The organism is Endozoicomonas sp. (genome assembly GCF_965196975.1).
GTDB lineage: Bacteria > Pseudomonadota > Gammaproteobacteria > Pseudomonadales > Endozoicomonadaceae > Endozoicomonas.
The window spans coordinates 2734605-2753137 of record NZ_OZ239981.1; the positions used below are offsets into that span (position 1 = coordinate 2734605).

13 protein-coding genes are annotated in these 18533 nt (G+C 47.1%); 8 read left to right on the forward strand and 5 right to left on the reverse strand.

Annotated features, from left to right (window positions below):
• Positions 1-248: 248 nt before the first annotated feature.
• Positions 249-956, forward strand: coding sequence for a hypothetical protein (locus tag ACOCLE_RS12345; protein WP_419536923.1), 708 nt, complete (start codon positions 249-251; stop codon positions 954-956).
• A 618-nt stretch (positions 957-1574) separates the two neighbouring features.
• Positions 1575-3188 carry a glycosyltransferase gene (locus ACOCLE_RS12350; protein ID WP_419536924.1) on the forward strand — a complete coding sequence of 538 codons (1614 nt, stop codon included), beginning with the start codon at positions 1575-1577 and terminating at the stop codon, positions 3186-3188.
• A gap of 88 nt (positions 3189-3276) precedes the next feature.
• Here the strand turns inward: ACOCLE_RS12350 and ACOCLE_RS12355 are convergent, their stop codons facing one another.
• Positions 3277-4509: an AMP-binding protein gene (locus ACOCLE_RS12355; protein WP_419536925.1), complete on the reverse strand. Its 1233-nt coding sequence runs from the start codon at positions 4507-4509 to the stop codon at positions 3277-3279.
• A 129-nt stretch (positions 4510-4638) separates the two neighbouring features.
• On the opposite strand from ACOCLE_RS12355, the gene tnpC reads away from it, so the two are divergent.
• Entirely contained in the window at positions 4639-6144 is a 1506-nt protein-coding gene (gene tnpC, locus ACOCLE_RS12360) for an IS66 family transposase (RefSeq protein WP_419532963.1), read from the forward strand.
• Between the two features lie 154 nt (positions 6145-6298).
• Here the strand turns inward: tnpC and ACOCLE_RS12365 are convergent, their stop codons facing one another.
• Genes ACOCLE_RS12365 through ACOCLE_RS12380 form a run of 4 tightly spaced genes read right to left on the reverse strand, consistent with a single transcriptional unit; the run spans position 6299 to position 9701 of the window.
• Complete coding sequence (locus tag ACOCLE_RS12365) at positions 6299-6868, reverse strand: hypothetical protein (protein ID WP_419536926.1); 570 nt, start codon at positions 6866-6868, stop codon at positions 6299-6301.
• Positions 6869-6890: 22 nt separating this feature from the next.
• On the reverse strand, positions 6891-7592 hold the full coding sequence (gene nfi, locus ACOCLE_RS12370) for a deoxyribonuclease V (RefSeq protein ID WP_419536927.1): 702 nt from the start codon (positions 7590-7592) through the stop codon (positions 6891-6893).
• On the reverse strand, positions 7585-8976 hold the full coding sequence (locus tag ACOCLE_RS12375) for an ATP-binding protein (RefSeq protein WP_419536928.1): 1392 nt from the start codon (positions 8974-8976) through the stop codon (positions 7585-7587). Before ACOCLE_RS12375 ends, nfi begins: the two co-directional genes overlap by 8 nt.
• 11 nt (positions 8977-8987) lie before the next feature.
• Complete coding sequence (locus ACOCLE_RS12380) at positions 8988-9701, reverse strand: response regulator (RefSeq protein ID WP_419536929.1); 714 nt, start codon at positions 9699-9701, stop codon at positions 8988-8990.
• A gap of 999 nt (positions 9702-10700) precedes the next feature.
• Between ACOCLE_RS12380 and ACOCLE_RS12385 the strand changes: the two genes are divergently transcribed.
• From ACOCLE_RS12385 to ACOCLE_RS12405, 5 genes are all read left to right on the forward strand, one after another.
• A complete protein-coding gene (locus ACOCLE_RS12385; RefSeq protein WP_419536930.1) occupies positions 10701-11936 on the forward strand; it encodes an efflux RND transporter periplasmic adaptor subunit in 1236 nt (411 codons plus the stop codon).
• A 1-nt stretch (position 11937) separates the two neighbouring features.
• Positions 11938-15066, forward strand: a complete 3129-nt coding sequence (locus ACOCLE_RS12390) for an efflux RND transporter permease subunit (RefSeq protein WP_419536931.1) — start codon at positions 11938-11940, stop codon at positions 15064-15066.
• Between the two features lie 120 nt (positions 15067-15186).
• The gene (locus ACOCLE_RS12395) at positions 15187-16680 is read left to right on the forward strand and encodes a carboxypeptidase M32 (RefSeq protein ID WP_419536932.1); all 1494 of its coding nucleotides are present in this window, start codon (positions 15187-15189) and stop codon (positions 16678-16680) included.
• 97 nt (positions 16681-16777) lie between these two features.
• Positions 16778-17833, forward strand: coding sequence for an AI-2E family transporter (locus tag ACOCLE_RS12400; RefSeq protein ID WP_419536933.1), 1056 nt, complete (start codon positions 16778-16780; stop codon positions 17831-17833).
• A 28-nt stretch (positions 17834-17861) separates the two neighbouring features.
• Positions 17862-18512 carry an NUDIX hydrolase gene (locus ACOCLE_RS12405; RefSeq protein WP_419536934.1) on the forward strand — a complete coding sequence of 217 codons (651 nt, stop codon included), beginning with the start codon at positions 17862-17864 and terminating at the stop codon, positions 18510-18512.
• The last annotated feature ends 21 nt before the right edge of the window (positions 18513-18533 follow it).

Genomic DNA, 18533 nt, shown 5'->3' on the forward strand with positions numbered 1-18533 from the left:
CATACTCTCGCCTGAATCGTCAACAGCGTAATCGTTCGAACGGACGATATATCTACCTGCAGAATCCGGAATTCCTGACTATCTTATGACCATACTAATTTGATGTGTCTATACAACCAGCTTCAAAAGGCAGTTAAAGGACCATCATTTTTTTAGATTCAGAGTTGAACTTTTATTTACTTTTAATAATTAAAAAATTTTAGCTGCAGCGATTGAAATCAAACTCAATACTTTGTCAGGAGGTTCAAATGTCCAGAGCCATTCAATCATGTCTCATTGGGCTGATTGCTGTATTCGTCACAGTACAGTCGTGTCTTGGTGAGTCAGAAACCGACTCCCGCCCAAAAAAATCGGACTCGACTGAAATCACATCACCGGTACCAGCCCAGGATGCTGCATTGTCGGAGGATGATAAGGAGGAGCTAAAAACTACGATCATTGAGATGATCCGAACATTAAACACCTTTGACTTTGACGAGTTTTCAAGCTTCTTTGCAGAAGACTCATTAAAGCTGTTAAAGCATCAGGTACTACGCTATAACTCCAGTCACCTATTTGAGATTATTTTCCCTGAAGGGCGGGTAAAGGCAAATGAACTGTCCCCTCAAGAGTTTTTTGTTCGAATCATTTCAAAGTCAAAATTTAACGTTGGAGTATCCCGCCCTTACGAAATCAATTTAATCCCCAAGTTCCGCATGCGTGCTGATGATGACGGAGAAATTGTAACGGTACTAACAACTTTTCCTGACTCATACTCTGGCTATCAAACTCGGAGCGAAGTATTTACCTTCAGAAAAGTTGGTAATAAATGGATTGCAGAGGCTCCTGACTTTATCCTGAGTGACTTCAAATATGACCTTACCCGAAATTTTGCAAGCCAGAGATCCTTCTATCCACTCTACCCAGGGATGGATACCTTCAGGGTCATGATGGGTTCTTTTCAACCTTTGAATTAAATTCAAAATGTCAGCCACAAAATAGTAGAAAGCCTTGCAATACCAAGGCTTTCTATAAAGCAGAACTAAACGCATAAATTAAAACCCCTACGATTTTCAAAATCATCAACCCCCCCTTAATCTTTAAGAGCTATTTCATAAACAAGAAATAAATCCTTCTATACTTCAGGGTTATTTTTCATTCATGGCGGGGTGTTTTCACTTAGAAATTCAATGAACATCATTTTTTCATTGAACAGAGAATAATACTAATATCAAATGGGGTCACTTAAACATGAAACCACCTGTCTGCGTCGCATTTCTCACCTGACTAGTTAAATGGACTAATGCTCTATTTTATAATAACTAATAGCACTAGTGTTAAAATTAATCATGCACCATAGAACTACATCAAAAGGATCAGCATTATTAAATAAAATCGAAAAATCAATAATATAATATTACTTCATGAACTTTTATAAGAAAATAATAGACTAAAGGAATGTCTTTGCTCTCAGGTACCAAACAAACAACGTCGCTTAAAAAAAACACCTGAATTTGATACCTCGAGCAATGATAAAAAAACCAAATTTTCTAAATAATCACTTTTGAAAAGCATTTTTCCCATTGGAGTCATAAGTGTTATCATCCGCAAAACTGATGCCAAATCCATACTTACAAAAGTGTGAAACACCAGAATCAGCAAAAAAAGGTCAATCTCATATCACAATTTCAACAGAAGGCTATAGATACTGTTTTGGCGGTCTTGGCGCAGCAGCCAACTCGTTCTGTAAAATATTTACGGAAAGAGGATGCAGAGTTGTAACAGTCCTCCCTCTAGTCGAGATCATGGAGGAAAAAGAGGCAAAGAAGTCAATCACTCATGGATACTTATTGAAGTCTGGAGAGCAAATTTTAGTTGAGCGCTGTAGCGACATGCATGGTGATGTCTACAGGCTTCAGCCGACCAATAAAGATAAAAAATACTTTGAACATCATGAAAACCCCTATGGAATTGAACCTTCCCATAGGGACACCCTAATGAATGATTTTGCATTTAAGGAGGGACAGAATATTGATCCGAACGACCCAGATTTAAAAGCAGCGGCTGCAATATCCATGAAACTATGCGCATTCAACAGAATTGCTCCTCAATTTGTGAATGAAGTTATATTGCCAACGATGCAGGAGGAGAATGTATATGTCCACGATCACTATTTTGGCGGTTCCCTTTCAGCCATAGAAACTGGCGATAGCATAAAAAAAATCAACTGGGTTCATGGACTCATTCCTCATATGGGATTTAGTGACTGCATGATAGAAAAAGACCCCGTCTATACCACTGAAGGCTATCAGGCAATGACTAGAGAAGAAATAGAATCACTACCTGAGAAAGATAAGCCCATAAGGGAAAGAGCCATTAAGCATTCTCATCATATAATCACTGTTTCAGATTTTGCACGCAAGGCTCTGATGGAAGAGCACGACCTATTTAAAAAGTGCTTACCGATTCATGGTAAAGTTATAAGTTCAATTAAAAGCTATTCCGATTTAGCACAGTTCAACCTATCAAGGATTGCTAAACATTATGGAGTTTTTACAGAAGGAATGACACCTTCTGAAATAAAGTCTGCTTTTAAAGCCAAGTTTTTTGCAAGATCACTTCCTGTTTTACCGCCTGAAAGAGAAGATATTGACGAATATATAGATAAACCTATTCTGCTATTTATGGGAAGACCATGCTTTGAAAAAGGAACACAACATGTACTTAACATGATCCGAAAACTTGACTGCCTTTTTTTTATAATTTCCAGAGGAACAAGTGAGACTCAATTTATTAAAGAGGTTATTAAAATACATAAGGAAAGAAACAATATTGTATTACTAACAGAAGATCAAAGACACAAGCAAATTTTGATGGCCATAGCAAACATTGGAGTCATTCCTTCTCTTTCTGAAACTTATGGTTTGATCACCGGTGAATGTGGTTCTATGGGGATGCATGTCATCACATCTGACATAGGAGGGCTTACGGAGTCGTCACAAGACTGCGGCAAGTGCAGAACGATAGTACATTCTGATGCAAAATATGGAGAATACTCAGAAGTAACTAATCGTAAATTTTTGGAGACTGTTGGAGCAAAGTTAACAAGCAATGAGGTATTTGATCATTCTCACATAACAGAACATACACAAGAGTTCCATTCTCCAGAGCAGTACGCCCAGTCTATTGAGAAAGTGTTAATGAGTTAAACTCATGCTAGTTAACTATATCCCCCACCTAAGCTACGATTAGTTTCTCGATACTTGTGCTGTTGTTTGAAAATTAAAGGTTATAAGCTCAATTGATATTGTTCATGCCAAATGATGTCTGATAAGCCTTCCTTAACTCAAATTTCAGCACCTTACCCGATGCATTAGTTGGCAGACTATCGACAATATTCACATGTCTTGGCACCTTATAGTTGGCCATCTCCTGCCGACACCAGCTCACCACCTCTTCCTTGCTCAGGTCCTCTCCAGCTACCGGAATGATATAGGCCATTGCCACTTCGCCCATTCGTTCATCCGGAACGCCTACCACGGCAACCTGGGCAATCGCCTTATGGTTACTCATCAGGTTTTCAATTTCGGCAGGGTAGACATTAAAACCGCCCGTAATAAACATATCCTTCATACGATCGGTAATCTTCAGGTACCCCTGCTCATCCATCACGCCGATATCACCAGTATGTAACCAGCCCTCAGAATCAATGGTTTCTGCAGTAGCCTCTGGGTTTTCAAAGTATCCCTGCATCAGGTTATACCCCCGGATCACCACCTCACCCGGAGAACCTGAAGTCACTTCCTTTCCTTCACCATCAACACAACGCACCTCAATACCCGGCATGGCACGACCGGAAGTATTGGCAATCAACTCTGGGTCATCACCCGCACGGCAGATGGTGGCAAAGCCACAGACTTCTGTCAGGCCGTAGGCCGTAATAATCGTATCGAAACCCAGTTCATCACGCATTTGGTGAATCATGGAAACTGGAATGGCTGCAGCACCCGTAACCGCAACCCGTAATGAGGAAATATCAAATGCATCCAGCTCTGGATGGGCAAGAATGGATTGGTAGAGTGTCGGCGGCCCCGGTAGTACTGAGACTTTCTCGTCAGAAACCATCCGAAGAATGGTGGGGACATCAAACACCTGAAGCGGAAGGATTGTACACCCCCTCATTAAAGCAGCCATCCAGCCGGCTTTATAACCAAATGAGTGGAAAAACGGGTTAACGATCAGATAACGGTCACCTTCCTGTAACCCGACAACACCACTCCAGTCCTCTACCACCTGCAGGTTCTGACCATGACTGGTCATCACCCCTTTCGGCTTACCCGTTGTACCCGAGGTAAACAGCAGGTCAGACATGGAGTCAGGCGCTACTTGCTGCTGACGTAAACGGACTTGTTCAGAAGAAGCATTTTCTGACTTTTGCAGAAACGCATCCCAGGAAAGGCAGCTCTCTGATCCCTGTCCACGAAAGGTTACGATGGCCTCCAGATCTGGCAACTCTTCGCCCTCCAACATGGCCGGGTACTGACAATTCAGAAACTGATCAATACAGAACGTAACTATTCAGCACCCTTCATATAAATCTGGAATTTTCTGATTTTTCGACCATCATCTTATACTCAATTTTTCTAACAAATCTCCAGTATGGAACCAGACTTCCCAGCTACTCCGTTTACCGAAGCTCTCCTTAAAGAGAATGAAGAGCTTCGGACCGAGAATGCGCTTTTACGGGAACGTTGCAGCGAACTGGAAGAAAGGGTTAATAAAAACAGTCAAAACAGTAGTAAGCCACCATCGTCAGATGGTTATCAAAAGCCCAGTAAAAAAGGGAGTGATAAAGGTGATACATCTTCCAAAGAAGCCCCCTGCTCCTCACAGGAAACACCGAACCCCAAAAGCCTTAGACCATCTTCAGGCAATAAACCAGGTGGCCAGAAAGGTCATCAAGGCTCTTGTTTGAGACGTGTCGCCTTACCCGATTATGTCAGGCATCTGAAGGTTGAAAAATGTTGCTGTTGCCAGTCTTCGCTTATCGATATTAAACCCACCAAATACATTGAGCGACAGGTTTTTGATCCAGGTAGACCCGGAGAATTTGAAGTTACCGCGTACTGGGCAGACGTTAAAGTATGTCCTTGTGGTAAACGGAACACCGCTGAGTTTCCCCAAGGAGTGAAAGCCGCTGCTCAATACGGAGAAGTGACTCAGGCAATGGCTGTTCATTTAAACCAGTATCACTTCATCCCATATCACCGGGTGTCTGAGTATTTCAATACTATTTATTGCATGAGTGTCAGCGCAGGCTCTGTTGCCAATTTTGTTGCCTATACCCATGAGAACCTGGCCTCTACTGAGCAGAGTATCCGCGATGCTTTACAAGAAAGTCCGGTTGCAGGAGCGGATGAAACTGGCATGCGGGTTGACGGTTCACTGTGGTGGTTACACATTATGCGAGATGACCAATGGACGCTTTACTACCTCTCAGAAAGGCGAGGTTGTGAAGCAATGGATGCAATGGGCATCCTGCTGACTTTTGCAGGCATTCTGGTTCACGATCATTGGAAGTCCTACTTTGCCTATGCGGCAGTGCATGTGCTTTGTAATGCCCATCATCTGAGAGAGCTTCAGGGAGTTGTCGATAGGGATGCGAATAAGCTGGCTCTGCGGCTGATGAAATTGCTTACGCTCTCCTGGCACTTCTGCAAGAAATACAAAGCAGCCGGTCTGACTCAAATGCCTGGTGCAATACAGCTTCGCATTGAGACGATATACGACCAAATCCTTCAAAGGGCTCTCACGAAGGAAACCGCTTATATGGAAAAACAACGACAGGTGCTTGGACGTAAGAAGGTCAGGAATACCAAGGCCTACAACCTGTTCAAAAGGCTTATTGAGTTTAAGGTTGAAACGTTGCGCTTCATGTCGGACTTTTCAATTCCCTTCGATAACAATGGCAGTGAACGTGATGCCAGGATGGCCAAACTTAAGCAGAAGATCTCAGGCTGCTTCAGAAGCGAAGACGGAGGTACCATGTTTACCCGAATCCGAAGCTATTTATCATCTGCTAAAAAGCAGGGGTTGAACATATTTCAGGCGCTTCTTAAAGCGGTTCGAAATTACAACAATACGCCTTTGCTGGGTGCTGAATAGTTACAAATTATGAACAGCCTGAACCTTGCCTATCCTGAAAAGATGGATATTGCAGTACCTGCCAATATGCGATGTGGGTCGATGCTTTCAATTTAAGCACCGCCTGTAAGGTTTATAACTTCCCTCCCCTTAGGAAGTTCCTTGAGGTCAAGATTCAGCCGGTAGAGCTATCGTTTTGACCCGGAACTTCCTCAATCACAAGGCTGCCTTCCCGGATATCAAATTGAATGCGTCCATCGGCATTGTTTTTGGAAAGCGATTCGATGGTTGCAGCAAGCTCGGGTGTTTTTACTAACGAGATCAATGGCATCGCAGTAAGCTCTTTTAGCAGAGCCTTCTGAAAGCTGTCCACAATCATGGTTTTGAACAGGGCCACTTCCAGATCAATCTGAGCTTCCATAAACTCTATCTGATCAAAATAAATAGCCTCATCTTCCTTTGAATACCTTAATCGGGTAAAACCAGTAATCTGAACCGGCAGTTTTTTGGTGACCATACCCCCAAAGACGTCAGCATCCACCGTGCCATTGATATGAAACATCAGAGGCTTGCCATCCCCCTGGATAAAAATCTGGGGAGTATCCAGATAAAGCTGTACCATCATCATTGGCAGCATATCCAGACTGCGAATCTGTGGTGAAAGAAAACCTTCATTCACCAGCTGCTGAAAGCTCTGCTGGCTATAAGCCTCCCGGTCATTTCCAGCACACCCTCCCAAGAGCAAAACAGCAAGTCCACAGAAAAAATTAGCGAGCCAGAACCTGATTTGCCCTGGCAACTGCCTGCCCCCGGTTTGAAGCCAGTGCATCTGCCCATCGGGTGGTTTCTGGTAACCGGTAGCGTGTAAGACATGCTTCGACATAATGCACCGCCGTGTTCAACGATATTCTATGGCCAATACTGATATACAGTGGACGGGTTGCTCTTCTAGTGCGCAACACACAACCAATCACTTCATGATTATCCCAGAGGTCAGCTCTGGCACCTTTCTCTTCTGACAGAGCATCACTTTTTCCACAAAGTCTGCTCTTGGCAACACCAATGGCTGGCAGTCCGGTGATTACCCCAACATGACAGGCAACGCCAAACCGTCGTGGATGGGCAATTCCCTGACCATCACAAAGCAGAAGATCAGGCTGTACTCTCAGCTGGGCAAGTGCTTCCAGAATCGCCGGACACTCTCGAAACGAAAGCAATCCAGGGATATAGGGCATCTGAGTCGGTACTTTGGCAATGGTATAATCCAGAAGTTCCAGGCCGGGAAAAGCCAGCACAGCAACAGCTGCACGGGTAACCCGCCCCTTATCTTCAAAGCCAACATCAACACCGGCAACGCGCCTGATCTCAGGTAGATCATCACGCTGGACAACCTGACTGGCCAGTGTCGTCTGCATCGCCCTGGCTTCAGCATACGACAGGTCCCAGCGAAGATTAACAAACTCAGACACTCAATCCATTCCGCAACGGAAGACGAATGGTGACTTCAAGACCCGGATGGGCATTACAGGCAACAATAGCACCGTTATGTTGGGATACCGCAGTACTGGCAATCGCCATTCCAAGACCCGTTCCATCATTTTCCTTACCCCGTGTTTCATCCACCCGGAAAAAAGGTTCAAACAGATCTTCAAGTGCCTCTTCGGGCACACCTGGACCGTGATCCCTGATACGAATAAGTGCCACATCATTTTCGCGAAACAGGCGAACCTCAACTTCCGACCCTTCCGGAGTGAAGCGGATCGCATTTCTGATGATGTTTTCCACCGCACTGGACAGGAACTCGCGAACAGCCACCAACTCAATTTTAGCGGTTTCTTTGAACACTACCGCCTTATCTCGAGCCTGCGCTTCAAAGTTGCCATCGTCCACCAGTTTTTTCAGCATGCCTTCGAGAGATATCTTCTCACAGGCCATGTTGGCAATATTATGCTGAATACGGGAAAAGTGGATGATCTGCCCTATCAACTGGTCCAGACGCTCGATCTCTCTTTCAATACGGGCATGCTCTGCCTCAGCATCGGGTGTTTTCCGTCTGGCCAGTGCCAGAGAGATCTGCAACCGGGTTAACGGCGATCTCAGCTCATGGGATACATCACGCAGTAATCGCTCTTTACTGAACACCAGAGACCCTACCTGCTCAGCCATATGGTCAAAATCCCTGGCCAGCTCACCCAGTTCATCCCTCCGTCTGGCAACCTTGCCGCCAACCCTGGCGCTCAGGTCTCCTCGAGCCAGTTTTCTGGATGCCCGTTGCAAATTTCGAATCGGGCCAACCAGATAGCGGGCCAGAACAATACAGAGAAAGAAGCTGACACCTAATGCCAGGATAATAAGATGCCATTGTCGTGCGACAACCTGTTGAACCCGCCAGTGCACCAGCATAGGCATCTCTTTCGTGAGATAGAGTTCATAGGGGGCATCATTCAAGGTAATTCGCTGTGGACCAACCACAACCACCCCTCTTCGAAAGGTAATTGTCGGATCGCTGCGATTCCGGGTTTTGTTGTAAGCAGAAATCAATTCTTCAGAGATCGACGCACTGCCCAGAATATTCCCCTCCGTATCAAACAGGTAGTAACCGCTACCCGGAAACCGCGGAATGGGTAAATGAACAGAGGTACGAGAGAGAAGTTCCATTTTACGGGCTGCTATTTCCAGCTCACGAAACAGCGCCCGTCGCTCTGACAGAAAGTCCGATGGGTCCACTGTCACGGCAAAAGCCAGAAACAGCGTAACCAGCATGGCAATCATGGTCAGCCAGAACCACAGAAAAATCTTCCAGAAGACGCTGTGCCATGGCCATACCACCAGCCGGGGGATTTTAAATCGCACTCGCAACACCGTCAGCCTGGAAGGATATAAAAATAACCAGAACCACGAACGGTTTTTATCCTTGGACTACCATCAGGTCGTGTACCGATCTTCTTGCGGACATTACTCACGTGCATATCAATGGCACGATCATAAAGTGTCAGCTTACGATTAAGAGCTATCTGTGTCAGATCATCCCGGGAAATAAGTTCACCCGCCTTCTCAATCAGCGTTTTCAGCACCAGAAACTCGGTTGCTGTAAGCTCCAGCGGCTCCCCGGAAATCGCTGCTTCACGATTAGCCAGATTTAATGCAATATCATCAATCTGCAGGGTCCGGCTGGTTCCTTCAGGAATCAATGGTGTGCGGCCACGACGCAGAATCGCCTTGATTCTGGCCACCAGTTCTCGATGATTATAGGGCTTGGGCAAATAGTCATCCGCACCAATTTCCAACCCTATAATTCGATCAACATCGTCACCCCGGGCAGTCAACATCAAAACAGGAATATCCGATTGCTGACGAATCTGCTTCAGTGCATCAAACCCATTCAATTTAGGCAATGTTACATCCAGCAGCACCAGATCAAACACCCCGGACAGAGCGGCATCAACCCCCGCTTCACCGTCATGAACGGCAGAGACAGTAAACCCTTCTGTTGCCAGATATTCCACCAGCAATTCACAGAGCTCGACATCATCATCAATCAGCAACAGCTTGGCATTGGTTTTGCCTGTTGTACTCATAGAAAGTGCTCCATAAAAAAAAATACCCCGCCTTGGGGGAAGCGGGGTTAAAGGTACAGCTCATGGGTAACTGATTGTATGGCCAGACTCCCCCCCGCCCGGGTTTTCTGGCTACCTCCATTAAGTCATTTAATCCAGAGGCTTAAAACAGCTTTTCATACAAAAGATGAGGCTGATTGACTATTCTAAACTGGCCAGCGTTTTCAGCTATCGAGATTGAGAGTTCCCATATTTACATGTAACCAATGCTCTCAAATCGAAATTATGCTGCTCTCGGCTGCTTGCCTCAGGTGTAAATGGTATACCACAGTTCTGGCGTATCGTCTTAACAAACATTAGACCAGACCCTGCCCGAGGCGCGGGACATCATATCATTCATCGATCAGGAATGCTTTGTTAACCGGCTGCCGATCGGTGCTAAGACCTTTGATGGTCATTATGGTTCCAATCTCTGCCAATTCGTTGCTGTTCCTGAATTACAGCTTCAGTTTATTGACTTACATATCAACTGGGTCAATAGATCGGGTAAAAGCAGTGTAAAGCACTGCGTTATTCCATTTTGAACAGTAAAAAATTCGCCAACTTCGGTTTTCCACATGGCTATAGATAGATAAAACCCATACTATCCGTCACAACCCATAACCCTGTATGCTGTCCGATGCTTTGCACGGAGCTTTTCCTTATAGAAAGTCAAAGACAAATGCTCTGCTCCCCAGAGTAATACAGGGTATATACGCAACAAGTACCACTCAGACTTTCCCACTCAATTAAGTGCGTGGCGTTTGAGGAGAGATAGACAAAGGACCGCCTTCAGGCAATACGGTCAAGTGTATCTGCCCCAAACGTCGAGCTAAAAGGGTTTGCGCGAACGGTATAAACAGGCTGCCTCTGATAGCGGTATTGGCAGCCATCAGAATAGAGATGTGCTTAAACTGATGTCAGGCACGTCACATTGCTTTTGTGGGTCCTGCAAGAATCCGACCCCTTACGGAGCTTTCAATGATCGCTAAAATCACTGATCTTAAACTCGGAAAATGGCTTCCGATTGGCGCTTTAGCCACCTCAATTTTCCTTCTGGCCGGTTGCTCAGATGACAAGCCACAGCACCAGATGCCCCCACCTGCAGTTTCCGTTTTCAGTGTTATCGATCAAGAAGTGGGGGATTATTATGAATACGTTGGTCGCTCAGAAGCCATCAATGAAGTTGATATCCGTGCCCGTGTAGAAGGCTTTCTCGTCAACAGAAACTTTACCGAAGGTGGTATGGTTGAAGAGGGACAGCTGCTTTACGAGATTGATAGAGCTCCATTTGAAGCAGCCCTCAAAGGTGCCGAGGCACAGCTGGCAAGCAGCAAAGCATCTCTCGTTAATGCCCAGAAAAATCTTGAGCGCAGCCGGGACCTGGTAAAACGGGGCGCTATCAGTCAAGCTGACTACGATAATCAAACCAGTTCAGAAGCCCAGGCTGTCGCCGCTGTTGAAGCAGCAAAAGCCAACCTGGAAACGGCTCAACTGAATCTTGGTTACACCCAGATTTCAGCACCATTCAAGGGTGAAATCGGTAAATCAACCTACAGCGTTGGCAACCTGGTTGGCCCCTCCAGCCAGCCTCTGGCTACCCTGACCAGCATGGATCCTATCTATGTCACTTTTCAGGTAGATGAACGGCAGCTGATCAGTCATCTGGCAGAGCACCCGGGCGCCAGAACGACACAAAAGACCAGCATTGATGAAGCCCCGGTAGAAGAAAAAGGCATGTTCAAGCTTTCTCTCAGGCTTCCAAATGGTACTGAATACGACCAGCCAGGCACCTTCACTTTTGCTGATACCCAGGTAGATGAGACCATGGGCACCCTGACACTCCGAGCTACCTTTCCGAATCCTCAGGGTATTATCCTGCCGGGTCTGTACGTCACGCTGCAGGCCGAAAGCAATAAAAAAACGCTGATGCCTCTAATTCCTCAGGCCTCGGTTCAACAGGATCAATCCGGTTATTTTGTTCTGGTTGTGACTCCGGAAAATATCGTTGAAACCCGGCAAGTGGAAGTTGGTCGTCGTATCAATGCCATGTGGGTCGTCAAATCAGGACTCAAGCGAGGTGAGCACATTATCGTTCAAGGCCTTCAGAAAGTGCGCCCGGGCGGCAAAGTGTCCCCGACCCTGGTTACCGTAAATCCGACCACCGGTACTATTTCATCACCAGCTTCCGCCAAACCACAGGAGCAGGGTCTCTGAGATGATAAGCCAGTTTTTTATTAACCGGCCCAAATTCGCATTCGTTATCTCGATTGTGATCACACTGGTCGGTCTGATCTCGCTGACAACGCTGCCAGTGAGTATGTTCCCGGAAATCACTCCTCCCCAGGTAACCATCAGTGCCACTTACCCAGGCGCAGATTCTGAAACCCTGGAGTCAGCGGTTATGCGCCCCATTGAAGAGCAGGTAAATGGGGTTGAAGGGATGATTTATATGGACTCTACCGCCTATAACAACGGCAGTGTGTCCATCACAGTAACCTTTGAATCAGGCACAGACCAAGACATTGCGATGGTCAATGTGCAGAACCGCGTAGCCGCTGCCGAGCCAAGTTTGCCTGAACAGGTTCGCCGACTGGGCATCAATGTACGAAAGCAATCGTCCAACATGCTGCTCGGGGTAAACCTGGTTTCCGAATCAGGCAAGTTTGATCAAGTTTACCTGAGCAACTATGCCAGTAACTACCTGTTAGACCCAATGACCCGTATCAAGGGTGTAGCGCAGGCTCAGGTTATGGGTGCAATGACCTACAGTATGCGCGTTTGGCTGAACCCCAGCCGAATGGCTGCACTGGGTGTCACCACATCCGATGTCAGTAATGCCATTAATGAACAGAACGCCATTGTTGCCGCTGGACAACTTGGCCAGGCTCCCAACCAACCTGATCAACAATTTACCTACACAATTCGTACCCAGGGACAGCTTGACTCGCCTGAAGCGTTTGGGAATATCATTATCCGGGCCAACCCGGATGGCTCTTTTGTCCGAATTAAAGACGTAGCAAAAGTAGAACTAGGTTCCCAGAACTATGAGGGTGATGCCCGCCTGAACAAAAAACCTACGGCATTCCTGGTTATTTACCAGCAACCCGACGCCAATGCCATGGACGTGGCCAAAGGTGTAAAAGCCCAGATGGAAGAACTGAAGAAGAACTTCCCCCAGGGCATGGACTATACCATCAAGTTTGACACCACAGAGTTTATTTCCGAGTCCATCAATGAGGTAGTCAAAACACTTTTTGAAGCGGTACTTCTGGTAATCCTGGTTGTATTTCTCTTCCTACAGAACTGGCGCGCAACCCTGATTCCTGCCATCGCTATTCCGGTGTCATTGATTGGTACCTTCGCGGTTATGCAGGCAATAGGGTTCTCCATCAATACCATCAGCCTTTTTGGTCTGGTATTGGCTATCGGTGTTGTGGTGGATGACGCCATCGTCGTTATTGAGAACGTAGAACGACTGATTACAAAAGAAGGCATGGCGCCAAAAGACGCGACCAGTCAGGCAATGAAAGAGGTATCCGGCCCCATTGTTGCCACCACGCTGGTACTGCTGGCCGTTTTTGTTCCCGTGGCATTTATGCCTGGCATTACCGGCGGCCTTTATACCCAGTTTGCCGTGACCATTTCGGTAGCCGTACTGATCTCATCGGTAAACGCGTTAACCTTAAGCCCGGCACTGTGCTCTGTATTACTGAAGAAAGGAAGTCTCGACCAGATTGTCTGGCTCAAACCGGTAGACACTTTTATCCACAAATTGACCGGCGGTTACCAAAGCTGGGTCAAAATTTTACTGCGCCGCTCTATTTTGGGCGTTGGCCTTCTGGCTGTCATGCTGGCCAGTACTGGCTTTATGTTTACTTCGACACCTGGTGGCTTCGTCCCCAATGAAGACCAGGGATTCTTTGCGATCAACATTCAGCTGCCTGATGCGGCTTCATTAAATCGCACTCAGGAGCTGATGGGAGAAATCACAGACCAGATTCGCTCTGAAAAGGGTGTGGACAGCGTCATCACGATTTCCGGCTTTAGTATTTTCAGTGGTTCCAGCAGCAACGCGGCTCTGGCTATTGTTGTGCTGGACGATTGGTCAGAGAGAAAGAGTCCCGAGCTGCACCAGGACGCTATTCTACAGAGAACCCAGGCTAAATTATGGTCACTGCAGGAAGCACAGATCATGGCGTTTGCATTCCCGCCAATTCCGGGGCTTGGTTCATCCGGCGGCTTTGACTTCCGACTTCAAGATACCATGGGGCGCTCCCCCCAGGAGCTAAGCCAGGTTATGAATGGTCTGATTTACCAGGCCAACCAGCAGCCGGAACTCTCCCGGGTATTTTCAACCTGGCAGGCTAATGTGCCGCAATACCTGCTTGAAGTGGATCGTCAGAAAGCCAAAGCTCAGGATGTCTCGTTATCTGAGATTTTCATGACGCTGCAAACCCAGCTGGGCTCGCTGTATGTGAATAATTTCACACTGTTTGGCCAGAACTATCAGGTCAACTTGCAGGCTGAGAGCGCTGACCGGGCAGGCCCAGCTGATCTAAGCAAGTTCTACGTACGTAACAGCCAGGGACAAATGGTGCCATTAACGACTGTTGCTACATTGAAGCCGGTACTCGGTCCCAGCAGCATTGGCCACTACAACCTCTATCAATCTGCCAACATCAGTGGCCAGGCTGCCCTGGGTTACAGCTCCGGTGACGCTATAGCAGCAATGGCTCGACTGGCGGACAACCTTCCTCAAGGGTATACATACTCCTGGTCAGGACAGTCTTTACAGGAGATCGAAGCAGGAAATCTTGCTCCAATCCTGTTTGCCCTATGCTTCCTATTTGCCTATCTTTTCCTGGTCGCCCAGTACGAAAGCTGGACAATGCCACTGGCTATTATCAGTGCAGTACCTATTGCTACCTTTGGAGCTTTTGTTGGTATCAATGTCATGCGTCAGTGGAATCCAGTGCTTGCCAATGACATCTATGCACAGATCGGGATGGTTCTTTTGATTGGTATTGCTGCGAAAACGGCGATTCTGATCGTGGAATTTGCCATGGTTCAACGCCGCGAAGGTAACAGTATTTTCGACTCAGCCATCAATGCCGCCGGCCTGCGTTTCCGTGCGGTACTGATGACCGCCCTGTCCTTTATTCTCGGGGTAATGCCTCTGGTTCTGGCCAGCGGTGCTGGTGCAGCCAGCCGACAGATTATCGGTGTCACCGTAAGCTCCGGTATGTTGGCGGCTACCATCTTTGGTACCCTGCTGATCCCAGTGTTCTATCTGTTGCTGCAAAAGCTGCGCGAACACTTTGATCCAGATAAAGCCAACAGCTAACTCCATCATCTAAAGGCCTCCCTGACGGAGGCCTTTTTTATTGCCTGCCACAAACCACCTATCCCAAAGCCCTATCAAGGCATACAATAAATCACATAATAAAGTTTATGGAGTTCAACGATGACCACTGCTTATGAGAACCTGGTTGACCGATTCCAGCAGATGTATCACCTTCAGCATCTGGGAGCCATCGCTGGCTGGGATCAGGCCGCCATGATGCCTGCCGGAGGAAATCAGGCCCGTGGCGCGGCTCTGGCCGAATTGAACACCCTTCTGCATAATTTGCTGACTGCACCTGAAGTAGAGTCCTGGCTACAGGAAGCACAGACCCAGGAAACCAACCCAGACTCCATCCGGTCCATCAAAGAGATGGCTGTTGAGTGGCAACATGCCAGTGCCATTCCTGACGATCTGGTGAAAGCCAAAACTATTGCATCCACCCACTGTGAACATGCCTGGCGCAGTCAGCGCCCTGAGAATGACTGGAAAGGCTTTTCCAAAAACCTGAAAGAGGTCGTCAACCTCTCACGTCAGGAAGCGACCATTCGGGCGGAAAAAAGCAATGTCTCCCCTTACAATGCCCTTCTGGAACTATATGAACCGGGTGTCAGCACTCAGGAACTCGACCAGCTGTTTGGTGATCTGAAAACCTGGTTGCCGGGCTATATTCAAGATGCTCAGGACCACCAGTCTTCAGTGAACATCCTTCAACCTGAAGGCCCCTTCCCGATCGAAAAACAAAAGGCGCTGGGGCTGGAAGTGATGAAGCTGCTTGGCTTTGATTTTGACCATGGCCGACTGGACGTCAGTACTCACCCATTCTGCGGCGGTGTCAGTGAAGATGTCCGATTGACCACCCGTTATAAAGAAGGTAATTTCGTTGAAGCACTGATGGGCATCGTCCATGAAACGGGCCATGCCCGCTACCAGCAAAACCTGCCAGAACAGAATCGAGAACTTCCCATTGCTCTATATCGCTCTATGGGAATCCATGAAGGGCAGAGCCTGTTCTTTGAAATGCAGCTGGGGCGCAGCCCAGCATTCCTGTCACTGATACAGCCCCTGATCGTTGAACACCTTTGCGATGGCAAACAACAGCCATACATGGATCTGGATAATCTTGAAAAGATCTATACTCAGGTTCGCCCCGGCTTTATCCGGGTTGATGCTGACGAAATCACATACCCTGCTCATATCATTCTCCGCTATGAAATCGAGCACGACCTGATAGAAGGTAAGATTGAGGTAGGCGACATTCCTGAGCTCTGGCAGCAAAAGATGAAAGAATACCTGGGACTGGATGTAGCGGGTGATCATAAAAATGGCTGCATGCAGGACATTCATTGGCCCATGGGATCTTTTGGTTATTTCCCAAGCTACACTCTCGGCGCCATGGTGGCTGCACAGCTGTTTGCTGCCCAGAAAAAAACAATGCCCGATATCGAAGCCCAGATTCAAAATGGCAATCTCTCACCCATTTTTGACTGGCTGAAAACCAACATCTGGTCACAGGGAAGACAGTATTCCACGGCAGAACTGATGACCAGGGCAACTGGAGAACCATTAACGGCCAGTTATTTCAAACAACACTTGAAAGAAAGATATCTCGGCTGAATAAATAGCGTTTTTATCAATAGCACGCTCAAGTTAACTATGATGAAATCTACTGTTCTGGCAGTAGATTTTATAAATTATCATCGAGGTTAACCTGATGCGGGGCATCAAAACGACACATGTCCGTCATATATTTCAGGGGCTTGCAGCACTGATTATCATCATGACGGGCATCAAACTGGGCAGCACATTGGTTATTCCACTGCTACTGTCTGCACTGCTCGCCTTGCTGGCGAACCCGCTGGTTGATCTTCTGGCTCGATTCAAAGTTCCCCGCATCCTTGGAATCATATTTACGTTAACAGCCTTTGTTATCTTTGCGCTGTTCTTTCTTGGCAATGTGGCCAGCACCGTTCAAGAATTTACTGCCGCCCTGCCCGGTTATCGCGAGCAACTGACCGAGACATTCAAAAGTGCACAGATCTATCTCGCCGAAAAAAACATCCATGTTGACCTGAACACATTTACTGACTCCTTTGATCCATCCGCTCTGGTCAGCCTGCTGACCAATATGATTGGCAAACTCGGCAGCACCATGAGCTTTGCCCTGCTGATTTTGATCGCCACCATATTCATGCTTCTGGAAGCGCCTCTGTTGCCAGGTAAACTGCGCATTGCACTGTCATCTCCAGACCACGAATTACAGAGCATGCGCCGGTTTCTTAGATCCTTTAACCGCTATGTCGCTCTGAAAACACTGATCAGTATGTTCACAGGCATTCTGGTTGGCGTAATGCTCTGGGCAAAAGGGGTCAACTTTTATATTCTCTGGGGACTGGTTGCCTTTTTGTTCAACTTTATACCCAATGTCGGTTCCATTGTTGCCGCCATTCCCGGCATCCTGCTCACACTTCTCCAGTTTGGCTATGGCGATGCCATGCTGGTAATGGCTGGCTACCTGGCAATCAACGTGTTGATCGGCAATATCATTGAGCCTAACGTCATGGGACAGGGGCTGGGACTGTCCCCCCTGGTGGTCTTTCTGTCGTTGATTTTCTGGGGCTGGCTACTGGGCCCAGTAGGGATGATTCTCTCCGTTCCACTCACCATGTTCATAAAAATCATGATGGAATCTTCAAAGCGCTGGCGAAATGTAGCTATTCTTCTAGGGCCTGATGACAGTGCAGAGCAAAGCGTGCAAAAGAACATCTAATGAATACGATGATAAGAGGGAGCCGGTGATGGTTGATAAGCCTGAAGCTGATGAGTTAGATAAGAATCCATGGACCGACTGGGCAGAAAAGATTCGAGCCATTGCTCAGAACGGACTTACCTTCTCACGGGATGAATTTGACCTTGAGCGATACCATCAATTACAGACCATTGCTCATGAAATGACGGCACTTCTATCCGAGGCCCCCATAGAAAAAGTCGACAACTACTTTCTGCCAGATCATGGTTATGCCACCCCAAAGGTAGATCTTCGCGGGGGTGTATTCCTCGATGATAAAATACTGCTGGTAAAAGAACGGGCTGATGGTGGCTGGGCTTTGCCTGGCGGATGGGGAGATGTTTGCGAGCCACCCGCCTATGGCGTTGAACGGGAAGTCATGGAAGAGTCAGGATATACCGCTAAAGCTCTAAAACTTGTTGCGCTTCGAGATACCCAGCACCACCCTTACTGCCCACGAAGCCCATATCATATTTACAAGCTGATTTTTCTCTGTGAACTGACGGGAGGAGCCCCCAAAGAGAATATTGAAATCTCAGATATCGGCTTTTTTGATGTTGATGATCTGCCAGACCTCTCCAGGGGAAGAACACTGCCGGAAGATATTCAGTTGTTACGGGAACACAGAAACAAGCCAGAGCTACCAACCGTATTTGATTAATACGGTTGGTCGTTCAGATTA